The 21985-nt window shown below is 45.2% G+C and carries 21 protein-coding genes; 9 read left to right on the top strand and 12 right to left on the bottom strand.

Annotated features, from left to right (window positions below; genetic code table 11):
• The first annotated feature begins 4 nt into the window (after positions 1-4).
• Complete coding sequence (locus OC23_RS00840) at positions 5-778, top strand: DODA-type extradiol aromatic ring-opening family dioxygenase (protein WP_038342112.1); 774 nt, start codon at positions 5-7, stop codon at positions 776-778.
• A gap of 189 nt (positions 779-967) precedes the next feature.
• Entirely contained in the window at positions 968-2074 is a 1107-nt protein-coding gene (locus OC23_RS00835; RefSeq protein ID WP_038342111.1) for an META and DUF4377 domain-containing protein, read from the top strand.
• An 82-nt stretch (positions 2075-2156) separates the two neighbouring features.
• Here OC23_RS00835 and gdhA read toward each other — a convergent pair whose 3' ends face one another.
• Positions 2157-3503 (bottom strand): NADP-specific glutamate dehydrogenase, encoded by a 1347-nt coding sequence (gene gdhA, locus OC23_RS00830; protein WP_038342110.1) that lies wholly within the window; start codon positions 3501-3503, stop codon positions 2157-2159.
• A 388-nt stretch (positions 3504-3891) separates the two neighbouring features.
• Here gdhA and OC23_RS00825 point away from each other — a divergent pair, with 388 nt between their 5' ends.
• Positions 3892-4689: an RnfABCDGE type electron transport complex subunit B gene (locus OC23_RS00825; protein ID WP_038342109.1), complete on the top strand. Its 798-nt coding sequence runs from the start codon at positions 3892-3894 to the stop codon at positions 4687-4689.
• A complete protein-coding gene (gene nth, locus OC23_RS00820; RefSeq protein ID WP_038342107.1) occupies positions 4690-5376 on the top strand; it encodes an endonuclease III in 687 nt (228 codons plus the stop codon).
• On the opposite strand, the gene OC23_RS00815 is transcribed toward nth, so the two are convergent.
• The 4 genes from OC23_RS00815 to OC23_RS00800 all read right to left on the bottom strand — a co-directional run bounded on the left by OC23_RS00815 (position 5373) and on the right by OC23_RS00800 (position 8252).
• The gene (locus OC23_RS00815; RefSeq protein WP_038342106.1) at positions 5373-5558 is read right to left on the bottom strand and encodes a hypothetical protein; all 186 of its coding nucleotides are present in this window, start codon (positions 5556-5558) and stop codon (positions 5373-5375) included. The genes nth and OC23_RS00815 overlap by 4 nt on opposite strands.
• Positions 5559-5620: 62 nt before the next feature.
• On the bottom strand, positions 5621-6274 hold the full coding sequence (gene adk, locus OC23_RS00810; RefSeq protein ID WP_038342104.1) for an adenylate kinase: 654 nt from the start codon (positions 6272-6274) through the stop codon (positions 5621-5623).
• 83 nt (positions 6275-6357) lie between these two features.
• Positions 6358-7671, bottom strand: coding sequence for a membrane protein (locus OC23_RS00805; protein WP_038342102.1), 1314 nt, complete (start codon positions 7669-7671; stop codon positions 6358-6360).
• Positions 7672-7733: 62 nt separating this feature from the next.
• Positions 7734-8252 (bottom strand): hypothetical protein, encoded by a 519-nt coding sequence (locus OC23_RS00800; RefSeq protein WP_038342100.1) that lies wholly within the window; start codon positions 8250-8252, stop codon positions 7734-7736.
• 239 nt (positions 8253-8491) lie between these two features.
• Between OC23_RS00800 and mrdA the strand changes: the two genes are divergently transcribed.
• Together mrdA and rsmD are read left to right on the top strand one after the other, a co-directional pair.
• On the top strand, positions 8492-10513 hold the full coding sequence (gene mrdA / locus OC23_RS00795) for a penicillin-binding protein 2 (RefSeq protein ID WP_038342099.1): 2022 nt from the start codon (positions 8492-8494) through the stop codon (positions 10511-10513).
• On the top strand, positions 10513-11061 hold the full coding sequence (rsmD, locus tag OC23_RS00790; protein WP_038342097.1) for a 16S rRNA (guanine(966)-N(2))-methyltransferase RsmD: 549 nt from the start codon (positions 10513-10515) through the stop codon (positions 11059-11061). Before mrdA ends, rsmD begins: the two co-directional genes overlap by 1 nt.
• Here the strand turns inward: rsmD and OC23_RS00785 are convergent.
• Positions 11058-11441, bottom strand: coding sequence for a hypothetical protein (locus OC23_RS00785; RefSeq protein ID WP_413772393.1), 384 nt, complete (start codon positions 11439-11441; stop codon positions 11058-11060). The two genes, rsmD and OC23_RS00785, sit on opposite strands and share 4 nt — an antisense overlap.
• Positions 11442-11742: 301 nt before the next feature.
• Between OC23_RS00785 and OC23_RS00780 the strand changes: the two genes are divergently transcribed.
• On the top strand, positions 11743-12093 hold the full coding sequence (locus tag OC23_RS00780; protein WP_038342096.1) for a hypothetical protein: 351 nt from the start codon (positions 11743-11745) through the stop codon (positions 12091-12093).
• A 38-nt stretch (positions 12094-12131) separates the two neighbouring features.
• A complete protein-coding gene (locus tag OC23_RS00775) occupies positions 12132-12770 on the top strand; it encodes a DUF2238 domain-containing protein (RefSeq protein WP_038342094.1) in 639 nt (212 codons plus the stop codon).
• Between the two features lie 19 nt (positions 12771-12789).
• On the opposite strand, the gene blp2 is transcribed toward OC23_RS00775, so the two are convergent.
• The 6 genes from blp2 to OC23_RS00745 all read right to left on the bottom strand — a co-directional run bounded on the left by blp2 (position 12790) and on the right by OC23_RS00745 (position 21149).
• A complete protein-coding gene (gene blp2, locus OC23_RS00770; protein WP_038342092.1) occupies positions 12790-14973 on the bottom strand; it encodes an Ig-like repeat protein Blp2 in 2184 nt (727 codons plus the stop codon).
• A gap of 237 nt (positions 14974-15210) precedes the next feature.
• The gene (gene sohB, locus OC23_RS00765; RefSeq protein WP_038342091.1) at positions 15211-16173 is read right to left on the bottom strand and encodes a protease SohB; all 963 of its coding nucleotides are present in this window, start codon (positions 16171-16173) and stop codon (positions 15211-15213) included.
• Between the two features lie 145 nt (positions 16174-16318).
• Positions 16319-17233: a phosphate ABC transporter ATP-binding protein PstB gene (pstB, locus tag OC23_RS00760; protein WP_038342090.1), complete on the bottom strand. Its 915-nt coding sequence runs from the start codon at positions 17231-17233 to the stop codon at positions 16319-16321.
• Between the two features lie 14 nt (positions 17234-17247).
• A complete protein-coding gene (pstA, locus tag OC23_RS00755; protein ID WP_038342088.1) occupies positions 17248-18642 on the bottom strand; it encodes a phosphate ABC transporter permease PstA in 1395 nt (464 codons plus the stop codon).
• Positions 18639-20018 (bottom strand): phosphate ABC transporter permease subunit PstC, encoded by a 1380-nt coding sequence (gene pstC, locus OC23_RS00750; RefSeq protein ID WP_038342087.1) that lies wholly within the window; start codon positions 20016-20018, stop codon positions 18639-18641. Before pstC ends, pstA begins: the two co-directional genes overlap by 4 nt.
• Positions 20019-20117: 99 nt before the next feature.
• Positions 20118-21149, bottom strand: coding sequence for a substrate-binding domain-containing protein (locus OC23_RS00745; protein WP_038342085.1), 1032 nt, complete (start codon positions 21147-21149; stop codon positions 20118-20120).
• A 354-nt stretch (positions 21150-21503) separates the two neighbouring features.
• Here OC23_RS00745 and OC23_RS00740 point away from each other — a divergent pair, with 354 nt between their 5' ends.
• The gene (locus OC23_RS00740) at positions 21504-21953 is read left to right on the top strand and encodes an SRPBCC family protein (RefSeq protein WP_081407273.1); all 450 of its coding nucleotides are present in this window, start codon (positions 21504-21506) and stop codon (positions 21951-21953) included.
• Positions 21954-21985 lie beyond the last annotated feature (32 nt).

The raw sequence follows: 21985 nt of genomic DNA, 5'->3' as shown, positions 1-21985 counted from the left end.
ACATATGAATTTCCAGACCTTACCCGGACTATTTATTTCACATGGTTCACCTATGCTTGCACTTGATCCTGAACAGGTTGGGCCTGCACTGCATCGCCTGAGTAGCAACCTGCCCCGCCCACAGGCTATCGTGGTGATGTCTGCACATTGGGAAAGCCAGGCACTTGAAGTCAGTACCTCGACCCGCCCACAGACCTGGCATGACTTCCGTGGCTTTCCACCGGCACTCTACGAGATTCGTTATCCGGCTGCAGGTGCCCCGCAACTGGCAGAAGAAATTTTGCAGCGTTTGGCCGAATCAGGTTTGGCTGCTCATGCCAACAGTACCCGACCACGTGATCATGGTGTCTGGATGCCGCTATTACATATGTATCCGGATGCAGATATTCCGGTTATCGAGATTTCTTTGCCCATGCAAATGAACGCCGATGAAATTTACCGGATAGGCCAAGTACTTTCACCTTTACGAGAGCAACAGATTTTATTGATTGGCTCAGGCAGTATCACCCATAACCTGGCTGAACTTTCCTGGCAAGCAGATGCCGATGTGCCGGTCTGGGCCAGTACCTTCCGTAATGCGGTGGTTAATAAACTCACCCATCAGGATTATGAGGCCGTGCTGGACTGGCCTTCCTTACCTTATGTTCAAAGAAATCACCCTTCTCTTGAGCATTTTGCGCCACTTTTCTTTGCAATGGGTACCGGACACCGTTTCAATATCGTCCATAGCAGTTTCTCCATGGGCTCTCTCGGCATGGATATTTACCGTTTTGACTAAATAACCAACCAAATCACATAAAAACAAAATAGGCTTGCATATAATATTAGCAAGCCTATAAATCCATTCTATTTTTTAAATTTTACAAATAGAAACATTTAATGAACTTAATGCCTAAACGGACCACATGTTCTTTTTTTAAGAATACTTTAAGCTTATCACTGTTATTTATTTCCCGTTGTTTTGAGTATGAAAATTAAATATTTAGCTCTTGCTTTACTTCCCCTCTCTTTAATGGCTTGTCAAACTGTTCAAAATGTGACTGACAACGTAATTTCACAAATCAATACAACTGCAGCAAAAAACCTGGCTGAATATAACTGGACTTATCAGGGTTCAAAAGCATCTAAACCGCTGGTGTTAAATTTTAACGCAGACCAGAAACTTTCAATCCAAACCGGTTGTAACACTCAGGGTGGTACCTGGAAAATTGCTGGCAATAGCATTGTAACTTCACCACTGGTATCGACCATGATGGCTTGTGCTGATGATTTAATGCAGCAAGAACAGCTCTCTATGGATATTTTCAGCGAGAAAAAAGTTCCATTTGAAATCAGCACAGTAAATGGTCAGGCAATCTTGACAGTAACTGATGGCAAAGGTCAGAAACATGTATTTACAGGGGCTAAAGTGACAAATAACAACGTATTGACAAACTATAGCTGGTCATATCAACCGGCCGATACCAAACGCCCGATCGTATTAAGCTTCCTGGCAAATGACCGTCTATCAGTAGATACCGGCTGTAACCGTCAAAATACCTCATGGAAAGTCGAAAATGGTGCGATTGTTACAGGCGAACTGGCTTCAACCATGATGGCTTGTGACCCGGCATTGATGAAACAGGAACAGTTTGCCGGCGAGTTGCTGCAAAAACGCCAGATTGCGTTTGAAGTCAATGCAAGCAGCCCAGAACAGCCAACTTTAACCATTGCAGATGCAAAAGGCCAAAAATACACTTTCGTTGGCAAAATGACACCTGAAGTAAAATACCAGTCTGAAGGTAAAACGGTTTTCCTTGAAATTTCACCAGAAACCAAATCTTGCACGGGTGTTGCACCACAGACTTGCATGCAGGTTCGTGAAGTCAAATATGATGACAAAGGTGTAAAAACATACGCGGACAAAAACTGGTCATTATACTACGGTCAAATTGAAGGCTTTGAACACAATCCTCAACAACGTGTAATTGTACGTGTAAAACGTTTTGATGTTCCAAACCCTGCTGCCGATCAATCAAGCATTGCAGACGTATTAGATATGGTTGTTGAACAAGAGATGGTTAAAAAACCATAATTTATATCTGTAAATAAAAAAATCCGATGTTAAGACATCGGATTTTTTTTATGGGTTGTCCCGCTCAATTAAAGCAAGCGTTTTAATAAATCCCTTGCGCCAGAATTGCATCTGCAACTTTGACAAAACCGGCAATATTGGCACCATCGACATAATTGACCGTACCATCTTCCTGAGTACCGTATTTAACACAGTTACGGTGAATCTCTTTCATAATGGCATGCAAACGCTCGTCAACCTGCTCGAAAGACCAGCCAAGACGATTCGCATTTTGGGACATCTCAAGGCCTGATGTCGCAACTCCACCGGCATTGGAGGCCTTACCCGGGGCATATAAAATCTTGGCTTCAACAAACTTTTCAACAGCCTCCAGGGTTGAAGGCATATTTGCCCCTTCCGCTACACAGATCACACCGTTTGCCAGTAAGGTTGCAGCGTCTTCAGCTGTTAATTCATTTTGTGTCGCACATGGTAAGGCAATATCAACCGCGATATGCCACGGAGTTTGCCCTTCAAAATATTCAAAACCATGTTTGGAAGCAAACTCGGAAATACGGCCCCGTTTTTCATTTTTCAGTTGCATGACTTCATCAAGCAAGGCTTTGCTGAACCCATTTTTTAAATAGACCGTTCCGTTTGAATCGGACAAGGTCACCACTTTTGCACCAAGGAACATGGCTTTTTCTGCGGCGTATTGTGCCACATTGCCAGAACCTGAAATCGACACGGTTTTGCCTGCAAAGCTTTCACCACGGGTTTTCAGCATTTCCTCGGCAAAATAGACCGTTCCATATCCCGTTGCTTCGGGACGGGCCAATGAACCGCCAAATGAAATTCCCTTACCGGTAAATACACAAGAAGTATCATTGCTCAGTTTTTTCATCATGCCGGTCATATAGCCGACTTCCCGGCCACCGACACCAATATCACCTGCCGGAATATCGGTATTGGAACCAAGATGACGATACAGTTCCAGCATTAATGCCTGACAAAAGCGCATAATTTCGGCGTCTGATTTACCTTTCGGGTCAAAATCAGAACCGCCTTTTCCGCCTCCCATCGGTAGTGTCGTCAAGGCATTTTTAAAGGTTTGTTCAAAGCCTAAAAACTTCAAGATGGACAGATTAACGGAAGGGTGAAAACGCATGCCACCTTTATAAGGACCAATGGCCGAGTTGTACTGAACACGGAAAGCACGGTTTACATGCGTTTGCCCCTGATCATCCATCCACGATACACGGAACTGGATGGCACGCTCAGGTTCGACCAGACGCTCGAGCAGACCATATTGAGCATATTTCGGATTTTTCTCAATGAATGGCCACAAACTGGTCATGACTTCTTCGACAGCTTGTAAAAATTCAGGTTGATCAGGATCTCTCGCTTTAACATAATCCAGAAAGTCATTTAAGCTGCTGTACTTCAACATTCACCCCCAAGTCCATGATTTATATTGGTGCGAAAAATGCACCAAAATAGAATATCGCATATATTTAATACAGATTACTATTGCATCACACTATTATTTTTCAGGACAGTTTTTTAAATGTATAAAATCAAAAACTTAACTCAATAAATGTTCGTTATTTTCAAAATAAATATCAGAAAAAATCTATTAGAAATGCTGCATTACGGGTTAGCACTGCGCTCTATCTGCTACCTGATCCTGATCAGTTCGCACTAAAAAAATTCGACAGCCGCACTATTTTTATGCATTAAAACTTAACCCTACCGGCATAATTTTAGCCCCTGATCACGCCGTGCCAGAGCATTTTTTGCTATACTAAGCTCCCTGTTTTTTTGCTTCATCCGCTTCCATGTCACCATCTGCGCAACATTCTCTTATCGTCCAAATAGATCAGTTATTGCCACAAACACAATGCGGTTTATGTGGTCATCGTGATGGATGTTTACCTTATGCCAAATCCATTGCAGAAGGTGAAGAGGCAAATAAATGTGTTCCGGGTGGACAACCTGTTGCCGATGCACTGGCTGAATTGTTACAACGCCCTTCTCTTCCTGCCGAGCCAAGCGTCTGGGAAATCCAGCAGGACGGACGGCCACAACGCATGAAAGCCGTCATCCGTGAAGATGAATGTATAGGCTGTACCAAGTGTATCAGTGCCTGTCCAGTAGATGCGATCATCGGCAGTGGCAAACTGATGCACAGTATCTTGACCGACCTGTGTACTGGCTGTGAACTCTGTATCCCGCCATGTCCGGTAGACTGTATCGATCTGGTGGCAGATCACAAAGCCTTGCCGACTACAGCACAACGCAAGCTTGAACAGGATGATTTAAGACATCGCTACTATGCCCACATTCAACGTGAAGAAAAGCGCCGTCTCAGTCGTAAAGGGCCGGTGGTACGTGCAGAGATCGATGTAGAGTTTTTTGCGCAGTTTTCACAAGCCCTCAACAATGTTCCGGTCATTACGCGTGTGGACACTCCCAAAGAAACACCTGCAATGGATGCTAAAACCACCATTGAACTTGCCAAAATACGCACACAGATCAAGAAACTGGAAAAACAGCTAAGTGTACGTCCGGATCAGCAAAAGCAGGCACAACTCCAAGACTTACAACAACGTTTAAATGATTTGCAGGACAGTTAAATGCCCGTAAAAAATATGACCAAAAAGCAGATTCAGACATTTTTCGAGCGTTTGCGTGAACAAAGACCTCACCCACAGACTGAACTGAACTATTCTTCACCCTTTGAATTGCTGATTGCTGTACTGCTGTCTGCTCAGGCAACCGATGTCAGCGTGAACAAGGCCACCGATAAGCTTTATCCGGTTGCCAATACCGCTCAGGCGATTCTGGATCTGGGTGTAGAGGGGTTAAAAGAATATATCAAGACCATTGGTTTATATAACTCCAAAGCCGAGAATGTGATTAAAACCTGTCGTATCCTGGTAGAGCAATACCAGGGCCAGATACCACAAACCCGTAAAGAACTGGAAGCCTTACCCGGTGTAGGCCGTAAAACGGCGAATGTGGTACTGAATACGGCTTTTGGCCAGCCCACCATGGCTGTGGACACCCATATTTTCCGTGTAGGTAATCGTACCGGTCTGGCAGTGGGTAAAAATGTGCTGGAGGTTGAAGATCGCCTGATTAAAGTGATTCCAAAAGAATTTATTATTGATGCACATCACTGGCTGATTCTGCACGGTCGTTATTGTTGTATCGCGCGGAAACCGAAGTGTGGTGAATGTGTGGTTGCCGATGTCTGTAACTGGCCAGATCGCTTTGAATTTGGCGCCCATAAAGCCATTGCAGTCAAAAACCTCAGTTAATCCTGAGGTTTTTTATGCTGCTGAAGCTTGGGATGTAGCCGGCGGGCTTTACCATTCAGCTTGTTTTCCAGAGCTTGCTGCTTTTGCACATGCCGCAACATTTTCTGACTTTGGTACAATAAAAACAACAGCAAAATCAGGCTGCAAATTACAACTAAAATCAGAAACACTTTTAGTAGCATGGTGGGTCTCCAAAATAAAAAGAGCCCTATATTCAGAGCTCTTTTATCTTCTGCAATCCAGATTATTTATCTAAAATTGCAAATAAATCGGCTTGAACGTTTTCGATTGCACGTAAACCATCCAGCTTGTCATAAGTCGGTGCATTTTCGCCTGAAGCAGCACGGCCTTGATAGAAGCCTACCAGCTGCTCTGTTTCGCTATGGTAAGATGCAAGACGCTTACGAATGGTTTCTTCCTGGTCATCTGGACGTTGCACAAGGTCTTCGCCTGTTTCGTCATCTTTACCTTCCACTTTTGGTGGATTGTATACGGTGTGATAAACACGACCAGAAGCCGGATGCTGACGGCGGCCAGAAAGACGTTGCACAATCTCTTCATCCGGTACATCGATTTCGATCACATGATCAATGGTGATACCAGCTGACTCTAATGCTTCAGCCTGTGGAATCGTGCGTGGGAAGCCATCAAAGATACAACCATTTTCACAGTCAGGCTGAGCAATACGTTCTTTCACCAGACCAATGATCAGTTCATCAGAAACCAAACCGCCTGACTCCATCACGCTTTTTGCTTTTAAGCCAAGTTCAGTACCTTCACGAATTGCAGCACGGAGCATATCACCGGTTGAAATTTGTGGGATATTGTAGCGCTTACAGATCAACTGAGCTTGAGTACCTTTGCCTGCCCCAGGTGGTCCGAGTAAAATAATGCGCATAAAAGAACATCCTCATTTAAAAACAATAAATCTTAAATTGAGCAATATCATACAGACTTATCACTCAACCAACATCAAATTAATTATAAGAAAGCAACAAATAAGTGAATTAAACCGGCAAAGAAACCAGTTACCCCACCCAGTACAATCAAAATCCACTCATCTTCTTGGAATGCAGGACGCAATAAGTTCTGGAACTCTTTCGGTGTCAGTTCACGGATGCGGTCTCTAAACATTTGAAAGATTTTCTGCGCGCGACTTGCATTCAAAGCTGGGTCACATACAGGTCCCATGGTAATTTCAATTGAGCGATCAATCAAGTCAGTCTTGAGTCTAGCATACTCTCTTGGGCCCAATGAAAGCTGCAATGATGTCCGTACCAATGGGGTTTCCATGATTTCATTGATATGGCGCTTGACAATACGGCGTGTTTTGTCTTTACGGCTACCATACATCATCTCCGTCATAATCGACTTCAAGGTAATCAGATCCTCTGTCACCACACTGGCAAACACATCCGACACTTCTTCCTGACGCTTCATAAATGCCCCCTGGACATTGTAGGTTCCAATCTTCAAGACAGGTACAATCCACGGGAATTTACGGTCTTTGGTCAAACGGAAAATCTGCGGATAACGGATATAGTGCGGTTCAATCGGATTAAAGACCATCCAGATCGCAATCCAGTTGGTTAAAAAGCCCCAGATTGCAGCCCAGAACGGTACTGTCCAGTGCCACGGTACCACGAACCAGACAATCATCTGGAAAATACCGAAGAACATACCGATCAAGGCACTGATATGCCAGATAAAGTTGATCTCTTTCTGGCCGACTTTAAGGAACATGCGCACCATTAGACGGCGGTCGCCTTCCATCTGGCTCACCACCATTTCACGCATATCGACCAGTGACTCGACATTCATGGTCAGCTCGGTCACAAGTTCCTTAAGCGTATTGGGTAGCTGTTTATGTGCCTGTGCATAGATCCGGCGTTTAATCGAATAAGGCAGGTTTTCCCAAAGTACGGCATTGCGGTCAATCATGACTTCATCAATCAGGTGCTCAAGCTCAAACCCCACCTGCTCACCAATAATCATGGCCATATCTTCGGGGTCCATGGCTTCTAAAAACTCGCGCAAGGAACCCAACTTGGATAAGGTATTATCGGTAATAATGCCTGAAATACGTCCGGCTTTACGTGGCACGATCCCTTGCCAACCCACAGGTAGTGGTCCTAAATGGAATCCCCAGAAATTAATCGGGTAAAACACCATTTTCAGTGCCATCCACACGTGCGCCCATGTTACAAAGGCAGTCACCGGAATGATACTCAAGACTGCCAGATGGTCTGGTCGATTTAAGAAAACCTGCCACAATTCATTGACGTAATCAAACATGCATGACTCTCAGAATTATTGATACATGATGGTCTATAACCGGATAAATCTTGCTTCTCCTCTTATAAACCAAAACTTAAGGTGTAAGAAAACTGCAGCACAGGTTGTGCTTTCTTGACAGTGTTGCCGTCCCCATCTTCTAATTTTTCACGTATCCCTGCACCAACACTGAATGTACTAATCCGTTCACTGTTCAACCAGACATAAGCCAGATCGGCACCTACCCCAAGGTTTGCTTTCTGCTTGCCGCCATAGTTTCTACTGTCTACATGCCCTGCATAAACCCCGACATAATAACCATTTTTGTCGGTACCCGTCAGGTAATAAGGATAGCGAAAGCCGACCTGTCCACCAACTTCATTGTCATCATTTAAAAATGCACCTGCTTTTGCATAGGCAATTCCGTAGGGATTTACCCATTCCAGATTGGCATGTAATAATTTTTTGGTAAAACCTGCCCCTACATTCCATGTCGAAAGGTTTGCGTCTTTTAATTTAGGTTCGGGCCTGAACGGATTTTCATCCGCATGAGTTAAGCCTGCAAGTGTTAAAACCGATAATAAAAGGCAAATTTTTCTCATTATTTTCTCCATTTTCCCTATGTCTGTATTGGAAAATCCTATTTCGAATAGTTTGTGACTTTAACAGAATTATTTTGCTTCTAATATACAAGACCGTACAATTTTCATGTCTGCAAAGTCAAAAACTGTCGCGTCTTCATTTGCATGAATTGTTGAAAATTCTACAGTATGATCCTGCAACTTACGCTAAAATATCGCGTCTTTATCTTCTCTCCACCCTGCAACCAAGTCGGCACCCTATGAAACAGCACTTTCCTTTAAAAAACATGCAACAAGAGAAGCGCATTTATAAGGGTCGAATCTTCTTTGCCATTTTTCTGGTCGGTTTCTTCCTACTTTTACTGATCTGTCGTTATGCATATTTACAGATTGTTCATTACGATGATTTTACAACGGCCTCAGATAAGAACCGGATTCGCTTGCAACCGCTAGCACCTGCACGCGGTTATATCTATGACCGTAACGGGGTACTGCTTGCAGACAACTATCCTGTTTTTACGGCAACCCTGAGCCGTGCCGATGTTAGCGATATTGATGATACCATTCAGCGTTTGATACCGATCCTGAACCTGAGCCAGGACGATGTCGACCGCTTTAAAAGCCGCGTCAAAACCGCACGCAAGACCGAGCGGCTGGCCATCAAGCTTAATTTGACCGAAGCCGATATCGCCAAGTTCAGTGAAGTCAAGTATGCCTTTCCCGGGGTTAAGATCGAAACGCAAATGACCCGCTACTATCCGCATGGTGAGCTGTTTGCCCATGTAATCGGTTATGTCGGACGCATTAATGATAAAGAACTTAAATCCATTGATAAGGATCTGTATGCCGGTACCAACCTGATTGGTAAAATCGGGGTGGAAAAAAGTTATGAAGACCTGTTACACGGTACGCCAGGCTATGAGTCGGTTGAGGCCGACGCACACGGCAATGTCCTGCGTAACCTCGGCCGCCAGAACCCGGCCCGCGGCAATGACCTGTATTTGTCTCTTGATTATGGCCTACAGACCATCGCGGCCCAACAACTGGCCGATCGTCGCGGGGCAATTGTTGCCATGGACCCACGTACCGGTGAAATACTGGCACTGGTTTCCAGCCCAAGTTTCAATCCGAACCTGTTCGTTACCGGGATTAGCTCAAAAGACTATAGCGGACTGCGTGACAACCTCGACCAGCCTCTCTATAACCGTGCCGTGCAAGGTGCCTATCCGCCAGGTTCAACCATTAAGCCCATGTTTGGTTTAGGCGGTATCCATTATGGTCTGGTCGATTGGGGCACAGCCATTTCTGACCCGGGATATTTTTCCCTGCCCGGTGACAGCCACCGCTTCCGTGACCATAAGAAAAGCGGGCATGGTTCAGTCAATATGCACAAAGCCCAGATTGTGTCATGCGATACCTATTTTTATGTCCTGTCTTACCGTATGGGCATTGAGAAAATGAATGACTGGATGCGTCAGTTTGGCTTTGGTGAAAAAACCGGTGTCGATTTGCCAAGTGAAAGTTCAGGCCTGTATCCAAGCCCTGAATGGAAAATGCGTACCCGTAAAACCAAGTGGCTCAAAGGTGAAACCATTTCAGTCAGTATCGGGCAAGGTGCCTTTACCGCAACGCCCTTACAGCTTGCCATGGCCACGGCCATTACAGCAAATAAAGGTTCTCATGTAACACCTCATGTTTTAAGGGAAAGCAAGGGCGCCAAAAAATTTACCGTACATAATGCACCAGATGGCAAAATCCAGTTTAACGGCACAGAACAGGACTGGATCAATATGCATGATGCCATGGTTGACGTGATCCAGTCCGGTACCGGTCGCGGCATCAAGGGCGGTTTGCAATATTCGATTGCTGGTAAAACCGGTACGGCACAGGTCAAGAGTATTGCTCAAGGTAAGCGTTATAATGAAGCAGCCCTGTCATCGCGACAGTGGGACCATGGTCTGTTTATCGGCTTTGCGCCGGCAGATAACCCGGAAATCGCGATTGCCGTGGTGTGGGAAAATGGTCGTCATGGCGGTTCGGCAGCCCAAATTGCACGACCGGTTTTTGATTACTGGCTGGTGACCCGTAAAAAGAATCCAATACGCCCAGCCAATCATCAGGTCAGTGGCGGCCTGATGACTGCCGGGATCAAACCGGGTGAACTCTCGATGGCCAACTCGGCAGCAGCACAAAATGCAGCACCGGCTTCAAGCCCGGTCGCCACTTCCCCTGCGCCTACAACGCCAGCAGCTCAACCGGCAGATGATGGAGTGACTGAATAATGAAAAATCAGCTACGTATTATTGGTGGCGAATGGAAACGGCGTACGCTCCCCTTTGCCAGTATTGACGGTTTACGGCCGACCCCTGACCGTGTGCGTGAAACCTTGTTTAACTGGTTGATGTGGGATATCCAGAATGCACAGGTTCTGGACTTATGTAGTGGTTCTGGTGCGCTGGGCTTTGAGGCTCTTTCACGTGGTGCTGCTCATGTCATCATGATCGAGCCGAACCCGGCGCAGGCACGTTTTCTAAAAGACAATATTCAACTGCTAAAAGCTGAAAACTGCCAGTTACTGAACATAACCGCCCAACAGGCCTTAAACAAACTAACAGACAGCTTTGATGTGGTCTTTCTCGACCCCCCATATAGTCTGGACTTGTGGCAAGAGCTGGCTGAACAGGCCGATCCGCTGATTAAGCCAAATGCCTATATTTATGTTGAAGCAGACCGCGACCTGTCCCAGCTCAAACTTCCACAGAGCTGGCAGCAGCTGAAGCAAACCAAAGCAGGACTGGTCAGAGCAGGCTTATTTCAAAAAATATCTTAAAAGATACTCAGCCAGAAAAACCGGATCATTTGTCCCCGGTCAAAAGGAAAACTGGACAGGTATTCATAGCCAATCCTGTTTCGGAAATTTAGCTGATAGGCGATGCCATAGCCGACTGAAATCGAAAAATCATCCAGCGTCAGGCTGGAGGTATCGCCCGTTAACATCTTATGATTGAACTGATTGGTCTGATAAGCCGTATGGTTATAGATACGCCAGCGCTCATTGCGAAAAAACAGGTTCTGCAAAACCGAGTAATCTGTTTTCATCTGCGGATAAGCCAGATCAAACAGTTCTTCCCGATCATCATGAAGCGGTTCAAAAAAATCGTATTGTCCGGCATGTGACCAGCAACACAGACAAGCCAGCATACAGACCATAAAAATACGTCTAAGCTGCTTCATCATCACTTACTCACAACCATGATGATGAAGGATAACGTAAAAAGTTATTTCATATCAACCAATTAAATCCTTAATTAATCATATTCTGGCCGTCATGCAACCCCAGAAGCATTAACTCTACTCAAATGCCATGGCCAATTTTGTGATATCAATCCGCTGCTTCTTTTTACCCGCAAGAGAGATGAGTTAATTTTTATTCTGTCAGACATGAATATTTCATTCATAAAATTAAATTTTTATAGAATAATACCGTCTTTAAAATTTTATGTGCTCTATCATGAAGCTTTTGTACTTGCTCATTGCCACCTTGAGCCTAACCGGTTGCATCTTTGGAAAATCAAGCGAGGTTAAACGCGCCGAGAAAGTCTTACAAAATTTTCAGTGTCATAATATTGAGTCCAGTGAACTGGCTAGCTCATCAATTTCCAACTTCTATCAACAGTCTCTCGCGGCCAATAAAGAAAAAGCGGCGGCTTATATTGAACAATATAAAAATGGTGAAGATCTCTTTGACATTCCCCTGGATGAAGTTGTACAACAAAAGTATCAATTATATAAACAAGCGTGTCAGGCATTAGGTGGGGTATCAACAACAAAAGGGCCTGTTACTGTCACTTCTACAGAATAAGGACGAAAACGCTTTTCCTGATCGGTTTAGGAGATAGCATGATAGAAAAACAACTTACCTTAAAACATTATCTTGTACTTGCCATGACCTTGCTGTTCATGGCCATCGCAAGCATTCATCCACTTGAATTTGGCTCATACCTGTTACACCAGACAGGTACCGTCCTGATGCTGATTGCCCTGCTGCTGGCCTTTAAGAAAATAGGCCTTGATTATTACAGTTTCTGTTTATATCTGGTGTTTCTATTGATCCACATGATTGGGGCACACTATTTATATTCTTATGTGCCTTATAATCAATGGATCATCTATTTTTTTAATTTCGATTTGGACCAGAGTATGGGCTGGTCTCGCAATATGTATGATCGGCTGGTGCATTTTGCTTATGGTCTGCTGCTCTACCCGTTTTTTTACCGTTGTTTTCAGGTCTGGTTTCCATCGGCAAAACCGTTTTCACTTTTTCTTTTGGTTATCCAGTTGGTGATGGCATCCAGCGTCTTGTATGAGTTACTGGAATGGGGACTTTCAATTGGCCTGTCGCCAGAAGATGCAGAAAATTATAATGGTCAGCAAGGAGATGTGTGGGATGCACATAAAGATATGCTTCTTGCCACCATTGGCGCGATGGTAACAGGCATGATTCAGCTTTATAAACAAAAAACGCTTATCCAAAGATAAGCGTTTTTTGAACTGCCATCTAAATGATCGAATGCTGTAATACTTGCAGTTGATCCAGCGGGTCAGGTGTTATGCCTGGGGAATAGTCAAAATTTTCCACCGGATGGCTAACTGGACTCGTCTGTGGATTTGCCGGATCAGAAAGCGTTTGGCTGGAAACTATCTGCTGCAACACCTCATCTACCGGGTTGACAGGCTGGTCGGTTGCCGATAGCAATTCATTTAAATCGGGCTTTTCTGCTGCAGAGAAAGGGGCAACTGTTGCCGGTTTGGCCTGTAACGCTTCCAGATCAATCGCGTCAACCAAAGCAGCCTGGGTCATAGCCTCAGCACCTTCACTGAACAAGGAGGCTGTCGTTGCCGGTGCAATAACATTAAAGCTGAACCCGTCACTCATTTCACTGATATTGCCGGCGGCATCTGTCTGGGTTAGCGTAATTTTATGTGCCCCCAGACTGAGGTCATGAGTAAAATCAAAACTCCATTTTCCATTATCCCCCACCGTTACAGTCCCGACAGGCTGACCATTATCATAAATGGTCAATACTGCTTTAGCTTCTCCCAGCCCTTCCAGTTTTGGACGCGCATCATCGGTATCGCTACCGGCTTTAACAGTGCCTTTGACCGGGCCAATATCATCCGTCACGGTTTGCAAGACAGGCTTACCCGGCGCAATGGTATCTTTTGTTCCCATGACATCGCTTGCTTCTGAACGGTTACCAGCTGCATCGACCACATAGACCTTACCGATGTTTTTATCTGTCAAAGCAGGTGTTAAAGTAATGCTAAACTTCCCGTCCGCTCCGGCAGTACCTGAACCATAGACCGTTTTACCATCGGCACTTTTAATTTCAATTTTACTGTTGGCTTCTGCAGTACCGGTCACGGTATCCCCCGCTGCATTGATCTGGGCAGCAGCTTTGTCTGGTGCAATGCTATCTTTACCGGCAGTGATCTCCAGTGGTTTCGAGACATTGCCAGCCGCATCCTCCAAGACCACCGTGCCCTTTTTATCAGCAGCTAAGGCAGGACTCAGCGTGATCTCAAACTTGCCTTGAGCATCCGTGGTGCCACTGCCAATCACCTTGCCATCAGCATCTTTGACCTGAACCTTGCTGTTGGCCTCAGCACGCCCCTGAATCAAGGTTCCTTCTTTATTGACTTCAACTTTAGGCTGGTCTGGAGCGACGGTGTCCTTGCCAGCAAAAACTTTTGATGGTGATGATTTATTTCCCGCTGCATCTTCAGCTACAACAGTTCCGCCCTGTTCACTGGTTAAAGGAGGAGAAACCTTAATTGAATAGAGACCTTCTTTATTGGCAGTCACACTACCCAGTAATTTACCTTCCGCATCATAAATCGAGACTTTGGCATTTGCCTCAGCCTTACCGGTTACAATACTACCGTCAGCATTGAGTTGGGCGGTGGGCGTATCCGGCGCAATGGTATCTTTATTCCCCGTTACCACCGCCATTTTTGAAGCATTCCCGGCACTGTCAATTGCAGTCACGCCGACCTTACTGCCATTGACCAAAGGCTGATCCAGCTTAATCGTATAATTGCCTTCTGCATCTGCCTGACCAGTTGCAATCACTTTTCCATCGACATTCTTGATCTCGATTTTGGCTTTTGCTTCTGCTTTTCCGGTAATGGTCTGGGTATCGGCTGCCAAAGTAGCAGTCGGGGTTTCTGGAGGAGTTAGATCGACAGGTTTTTTATTATTCTTGTTTTTGTCATCATCATCATCTTTGACAGCCAGAAGATAGACGCCTTCAGCGGCCAGCGCAACCAGCCCGGCTTTAAGCAGCTGAGACTTGGTAATCCCCAGATCCTCGGCACCCTCTGAAGCCGTAACCGTCGAAGGTGCCTGTGTATAGGCAAACTGGGTCAGCTGGGTATCAGGGACATAACGGACAAACTGTCCTGAATCATCAAACTGGGCAATACTATAGCTACCATCTTCTTTAGGAAAAGCCAGCGTGTGTTCAGTGACGTTTGCATCTGTATAGAAGTCACTGATAATAATTTTTTCACCATTTTTAAGTGTAATGACAAGATCATTACCCTGTTTCGTTATTGACTTAATATCGTCCTGATTTACACCGATCTGTACAATTGAAGGCTGGTCTAAAATGACAGCTTTCATTTGTCCGTCCTGTAAAATATTCGAATTTTTCTTCGAAGAAACGACAACTCTTGTCATTTTTATGCTCACTTATCAATTATATTTTTATCTATTTGTCGATTAATGAATAGTTAAGTAATTCATCTGCACCTAAAATAACAAAACATGAGCAGAACAACAATCTTTCACATTCATTTTGTTTGGCTTAATTTAAGTTGACCATGCGTTCAAAATCCAGATGATCTGGTCTGTTGCCTTCATGGTCAAAACATAAAAAAACCAGCCGCTTGGCTGGTTTTTCTGACTGCAACGCAATCACAGTTTTGGATCACGCATTTGTACAAGGCTGCTGTTTGCCTGAGCAAGTGCATCGGTAATTTTGCCCATCACCGCCGGAATCAGGCTATCAGCCACTTGGGCTGCCTGTAAACCGATCTTTTCCCCCAAAGTCGGACGCTTGCGGGTATTAATCACATACACATCATGCTTAGGCAATAAGCTCAGCAGATATTCATCTGAAGTTTGCAGGGTATCAACCAGATTGAGTTCACGGGCATCTTCACCATACCAGTGCTCGCCGGTTGCAACTTTTGCAATATCCAGTTGTGGGCGGTATTTTTCAACAAAGTGCTTAAACAAAGCATGGGTTTGCTGGAGTTCTTCTTCAAACTTCGCCTTACCTTCCGGTGTGTTTTCACCAAACATGGTAACGGTACGCTTGTACTCACCAGCGGTATACAGTTCAAAATCGACATTGTGCTGTTTCAGCAAGCGATTAAAGTTAGGCACCTGAGCAACCACACCAATTGAACCCACAACAGCAAAAGGAGCCGAGATAATTTCGTTGGCAATACATGCCATCATATATCCGCCACTGGCCGCGACTTTGTCCACACAAATCGTGACATGGAAACCGGCATCACGTAAACGAACCAGTTGCGCTGCTGCCAGACCATAGCCATGCACCATGCCACCCGGACTTTCAAGACGAACCACAACGCGGTCACGCCCTGCTTTGGCAGTCGCCAGAATCAGGGTAATTTCTTCACGGATTGTATCTACAGCCGATGCCTGTACGTCACCTTTAAAATCGAGCACATAAACTTTCTGATCGCTCTTTCTGCGAAGCTTTGCTTCTTTGGCCAGTTGTTGAACCAGTTGCAGTAATTCCAGACGAGATGCTGTGGTTTGCGCAATTTTTTTTCTTTGTTCATTTACACGCGCATTTAAATGACTAATACGGATTTCAGCAGGAAATTTAGGTAAATGGAATAACATACAGTAAGTGCTCTATAATTTCGGCTTTATCTATCTAAGATGTGGCCTGCTGAATAAAAATTCAATAGTGAATTTGAAAAATAGATTTATTTTCATTTATATAAAACAAAAGAGCCCGCAGGCTCTTTGTCCGATCTGTTTTTTGTTAACCGAAACGCCCCGTAATATAAGCTTCAGTCAACTGATGATCTGGCTGGGTAAACACTTTTTCAGTCGAGTTCACTTCAATCAGATCCCCCAGATGGAAATAGGCAGTACGGTCCGAAACACGCGCCGCCTGTTGCATCGAGTGCGTAACAATGGCAATGGTATATTGCTCTGAAAGCTCGGAGATCAGTTCTTCAATTTTTGCTGTAGCAATCGGGTCAAGCGCTGAGCATGGCTCATCCATCAAGATCACTTCCGGACTTACGGCAATGGTACGGGCAATACATAAACGTTGTTGCTGACCACCTGACAAGCCCGTTCCCGGCTGGCTCAAACGATCTTTGACTTCATCCCACAAACCGGCTTTACGCAAACTGTTTTCAACGATTTCTTCCAGATCGTATTTATCACGCGCCAGACCATGAAGTTTCGGGCCATAGGCGACATTGTCAAAAATTGATTTCGGGAACGGGTTCGGTTTCTGGAAAACCATCCCGACCTGAGCACGCAGCAACACCACATCCAGGTTCGGATCATAGATATCCTGCTGGTCCAGAGTCACCTTGCCGGTTACGCGGCAGCTGTCAATCGTGTCATTCATACGGTTTAATGTCCGCAAGAATGTCGATTTACCGCAACCTGACGGGCCAATGAAGGCAATCACTTCATTCTGGTAAATATCCAGATCAATTCCCTTAATTGCTTCTGTTTCACCATAATAGACGTGAACGTCCCGGGTACTGATTTTTACCTCGCTGTCCTGCGGTTTTTTATGTGCAGCTGCCGTTTCAAACTGAGAGACAAATGCAGTATTTGATTGCTTAACCTGTGCTTCAGATGAGGTAAATTCTGTTTGCTGTGGATTCACTGATTTGTCCTTTTCTACGGCGTTCATAATATCAAGTGTATTCATTGTACTCTCCTCAATTACCAACGCACTTCAAATTTCTTACGGAGCCAGATGGCAAGGCTGTTTAGGCTGATCATTAATGCAAGCAATACAATAATTGCTGCTGCGGTACGCCCTTCAAAGAAGTTGCGTAATTCATTGCCCTGCCACAAATATACTTGTACAGGTAATGCGGTGGCCTGATCGAGCGGTGTGGCCGGTACGCTTGCCACGAAGGCACTCATCCCGATTAACAGCAATGGTGCGGTTTCCCCCAGTGCATGTGCTACCCCGATGATCGAGCCTGTCATGATCCCCGGCAAAGCCAAAGGCAGGACATGGTGAAAAACGGTTTGAACTTTGGAAGCGCCCAGACCTAAAGCAGCCTGGCGGATCGAAGGCGGAACAGCTTTTAACGATGCCCGTGTAGTAATAATAACGGTCGGCAAAGTCATCAGGCTCAGCACCAGACCACCGACTAAAGGCGCAGATAACGGTAGTTGCATCCAGCCAATAAAAATGGCGGCACCCAGTAAACCGAACACGATCGAAGGCACAGCAGCAAGGTTGTTGATATTGACTTCAATAATGTCGGTCATCATGTTTTTCGGTGCGAATTCTTCAAGATAAATGGCACTGGCCACCCCAATAGGAATCGAGATAACAATCACGATCAGCATCATGAATAATGAACCCATGAATGCGCCGGCCAGACCACTGGTGGCAGGTGAACTACGCGAGTCCGGGCTGACAAACAGGTTGCTATTGAACGTGCTGGCAATAATCCCTTCCGCTTTTAGCTTATCTGCAAGCTGGCGTACTTCCGGCTCAAGCTGCTGTTGATCATCCGGCAATGAACGGTCAATATTGCCCGCCAACCAGACATCCACATTGGCATCGGCCAGAAATTTAATCTCCTGTTGGCTACCAATCAGTGCCGGGTTCTTGAGTACCATGTCACGTAGACGATAGGCTTCAGAACTGGTGTATAAACCACTCAAATAATCGCGCTGTTGTTCAAGTGTCTTGTCTTTGGAAATAATGCCATTAACGATCAGGGCATCCCAGTCCACCATGCCCATCTCGGTTTGCCAGGCAACCATACGCTCTTCAAAGTGTGCAGGGGTTTCCCCCGCCGCAGGTTTCGGTTTTGCACCCACATTGATAATTGCCGGATCAAAATATACCGGAACGGTGATGCTGCTTTGCCAGAACGCAGGAAGACCTTTGATCAGGATACTGCCAAATAGCAAGGCAACAAAAGCCAGACCGATCACCACAGCAGAGAAACCGGCAAAACGGAAGGTTTTTTCTTTACGATGGCGTTTTGCCAAGGAACTCTGGATTTTTCTCTTGCGCTGTTCACGTTGTTCAGCAGCTACTTGTGGATCCAATACGTTCTGATCCAGAGGAGAGGTATGTGTTGAACTCATTCGTATTGCTCGCGATATTTACGCACGATGTACAGTGCAATAATGTTTAGACCCAAAGTAATCACAAAGAGTGTTAAGCCCAGGGCAAATGCCACCAGCGCCTGCGGGCTGGCAAAATCGGTATCGCCAGTTAACTGCTTCACGATCGTGACCGTAACCGTAGAAACCGCTTCAAATGGATTGGCATGTAATAGCGGACTGTTCCCTGCGGCAAGAACCACAATCATGGTTTCACCCACCGCACGCGATACAGCCAGCAAGAATGCACCGGTAATCCCCGGCAAGGCAGCAGGTAATACGACCTGACGGATGGTTTCCGATTTGGTTGCGCCGAGGCCCAGAGAACCATCACGTAATGAACGTGGCACCTGGGTAATAATGTCGTCAGATAAAGATGAAACGAACGGGATAATCATGATCCCCATCACGAAACCGGCAGTTAAGGCGCTGGTTGCATTGATATCAATTCCGACGCTCTCACCGACCATTTTGAAGAAAGGGCCAATGATCATCAGGGCAAATACCCCGTAAACAATGGTCGGGATACCAGCCAATACTTCAATGGCCGGCTTTGCCCAGGAACGTAAACGTGGAGAGGCGTACTCCGCCAGATAAATGGCAATCAATAAACCGATCGGTACAGCAACAATCAGTGCAATACCACTGACCATCAAGGTGCCCCAGATCAGCGGCAAGATGCCATAGCTGCCTTCGGCATTGCCCGAGGTGCTAAAGCCCGGGTTCCACTCGGTTCCGAAAAAGAAATCAACAGGACTGACAAACTGGAAAAAGTGCAATGCCTCTCTCAACATCGACAGGACAATACCGATGGTTGTCAGAATCGCAACACCAGAACATAGGATCAGTCCTACATTAATGGCTTTTTCAACCTGGTTACGTGCACGGAATTGCTGGCTGACATGACGCTTTGCCCAGACCAGACCTGCCAGACCTGCACTGATCACTACAGCGAGTTTGGCAAAAGAACCGATGGTCTGGAATTTTGAAAGTTGTTGTGCTGCTGCAATTTCATAAGCCGCTGGCTGGTCGGTCACACCAAAACCGGAAGCAATTGCCTGTACACGGCTAGTCAATACATCACGTCCGGCAGCATCCAGGCTGGCGCTGACCGAGGCAGGAATATTATTAAAGATAATATGTTGTAAAACGCTTGGTTCAACCAGATTCCAAATAATCAAAATTAAAAAAGCAGGAACACCACACCACAGTGCTACCAGTGCCCCATAGTAACCTGGACGTGAATGTAGTGTTGCCGAGTTATTTCCCTTACCTGCTAGGTTACGGCTCTTGCTCAGCCCGATTTGATATGCAATTGCCACCAGGGCCAATAACACACCGATAAGTAGCAGATTCATGTAATCTCCACTGTTTTCCCAATTTTCATGATTTGAAAAAACTTAGCTAGACAAAAAGGCTGATGAACCCGAGTCTCACCAGCCTTCGTTTTAACAATATTACTTAACCGCTTTACCCGCTTTAAAGTCAGCCAGGATTTTTGCACGTTCTTTATCACTTAAAGGAATCAGGCCCGCTTTTTCTAACTTAGAACCTTTACCTGAAATTTTCTTGTTCAGGAAGAACTCGGTATATTGTGGTAAACCTTTGATTGATTTTAAGTGTTCGCCTTTTACATAGAAGTACAATGGACGAGAAACCAGGTAGCTGCCATCCAGTACGGTTTTCTCTGACGGCGTTACACCATTAACTGTTGCTACACGCAGTTTGTCACGGTTTGAATCATAGAAGCCCAGACCGAATACACCCACTGCATTTGGAGAAGTTTTCAGGCGCGCTAAGGTTTCCGTATAGTCACCCGCAATTTCAATCACGCGGCCATCCTTACGGAAAGTTGAACAGGCTTTCTTCTGGTCATCTTTGCTTAAAGCCTTGTAGTAATCAAATGCTTCACAACCTGCATCGACCATTTTTTCCTGGAACACTTCACGTGTACCGTGGTTAGACGCCGGAATCACCAGAGTAATCGGTTCATTCGGTAAGGTTTTATCAATCTGGTTCCAGGTGGTATACGGGTTTGCAACCAGTTTACCATTGGAAGGTAATTGGGCAGACAAGGCCATGAAAACATGAACCGGCTTGAGTTTATATGCCGCTTTTTTTACATTTGAGGCAAATACAATACCGTCATAACCGACTTTGATTTCCTGTACCTGATTAACACCGGCTTTTTTACATGATTCCAGTTCCGGTGCTTTAATCTGACGCGAAGCATTTGCGATATCAATCGTGTTATCGCCAACACCCTGACAGAATTGTTTCAAACCGCCGCCCGTACCGCCTGAACCAACAACCGGGGCTTTAAATTGAGGAAAAGTATTGCCAAATTCTTCAGCAACAATACTTGCAAATGGTAATACAGTAGATGAACCGGCTATTTGAATCGTATCACGAGCTGCATTTGCAGTCGTTGCTACAGCTACCCCAGATACAGCTAATGCAATTGCGATGTGACGTGGATTTAAGCGCATTCTGTTTTCTCTCATTGATGCAATTTGGTTGACAACTCTTTTCAAGTTAAGTGTTGTACTTTGGTTAACTGCATTTTGAGCAGATAATATGACAATTAAGTGACAACTTTATGACGCTTTTATGATGGTCATTTTTTTATGGTCACGGTTTGGCAAACGATGGCGGCTCCCGGCTATCTCAATTTGCATTCCTGTCATAAACAAGTCATCAGCAGCCATTTAAAAAGAATAAACCTTTGATTTAATAAAGTTAATCAAGCCAACAATAATGGTGCTTAACAAAAATGATCTTGGGCCTGAAAGAGAATCCATATAGTTTTTATGACAGACAACATAAAAAAGAGGGCTGTCATCGTGCCACATCCTGTCATAATTGAAACACAAATGATGATCCGCCAGCCAGTCAGGCAGGTTTTTAATGCCTTTATTGACCCTGAAATAACCACCAGATTCTGGTTCAGTTCATCTACAGGAAAGCTACAGCAGGATGCAACCGTGATCTGGAGCTGGGATAAATACCAGGTTTCAGCCAAAGTCAGCGTCACCAGTATCATTCCTGATCAGCTGATCCGGATTCAGTGGGGAGAACCCTCTACCACGGTCGATTTTATCTTTGAAGCGCTCAATGATACCCAGACCTATCTCAAGATCCAGAATTATAATATTCCCTTACAGGGAGATGAATTGCTGGCCTTTGTCATAGACAGTACTGGCGGTTTTACAACGGTGCTGGACAGTCTCAAGGCTTATCTCGAGCATGGAATACAACTCAATCTGGTTCACGACAAGTATCCGCCTTTTTAAAGTAGCTTTCACACCCGATAAAAAAGGCACCT

Source organism: Acinetobacter sp. A47, from assembly GCF_000805455.1.
Lineage (GTDB): Bacteria > Pseudomonadota > Gammaproteobacteria > Pseudomonadales > Moraxellaceae > Acinetobacter.
The sequence above is the reverse complement of the archived record's forward strand: the minus strand, read 5'-3'. Positions and strand labels throughout refer to the sequence as shown.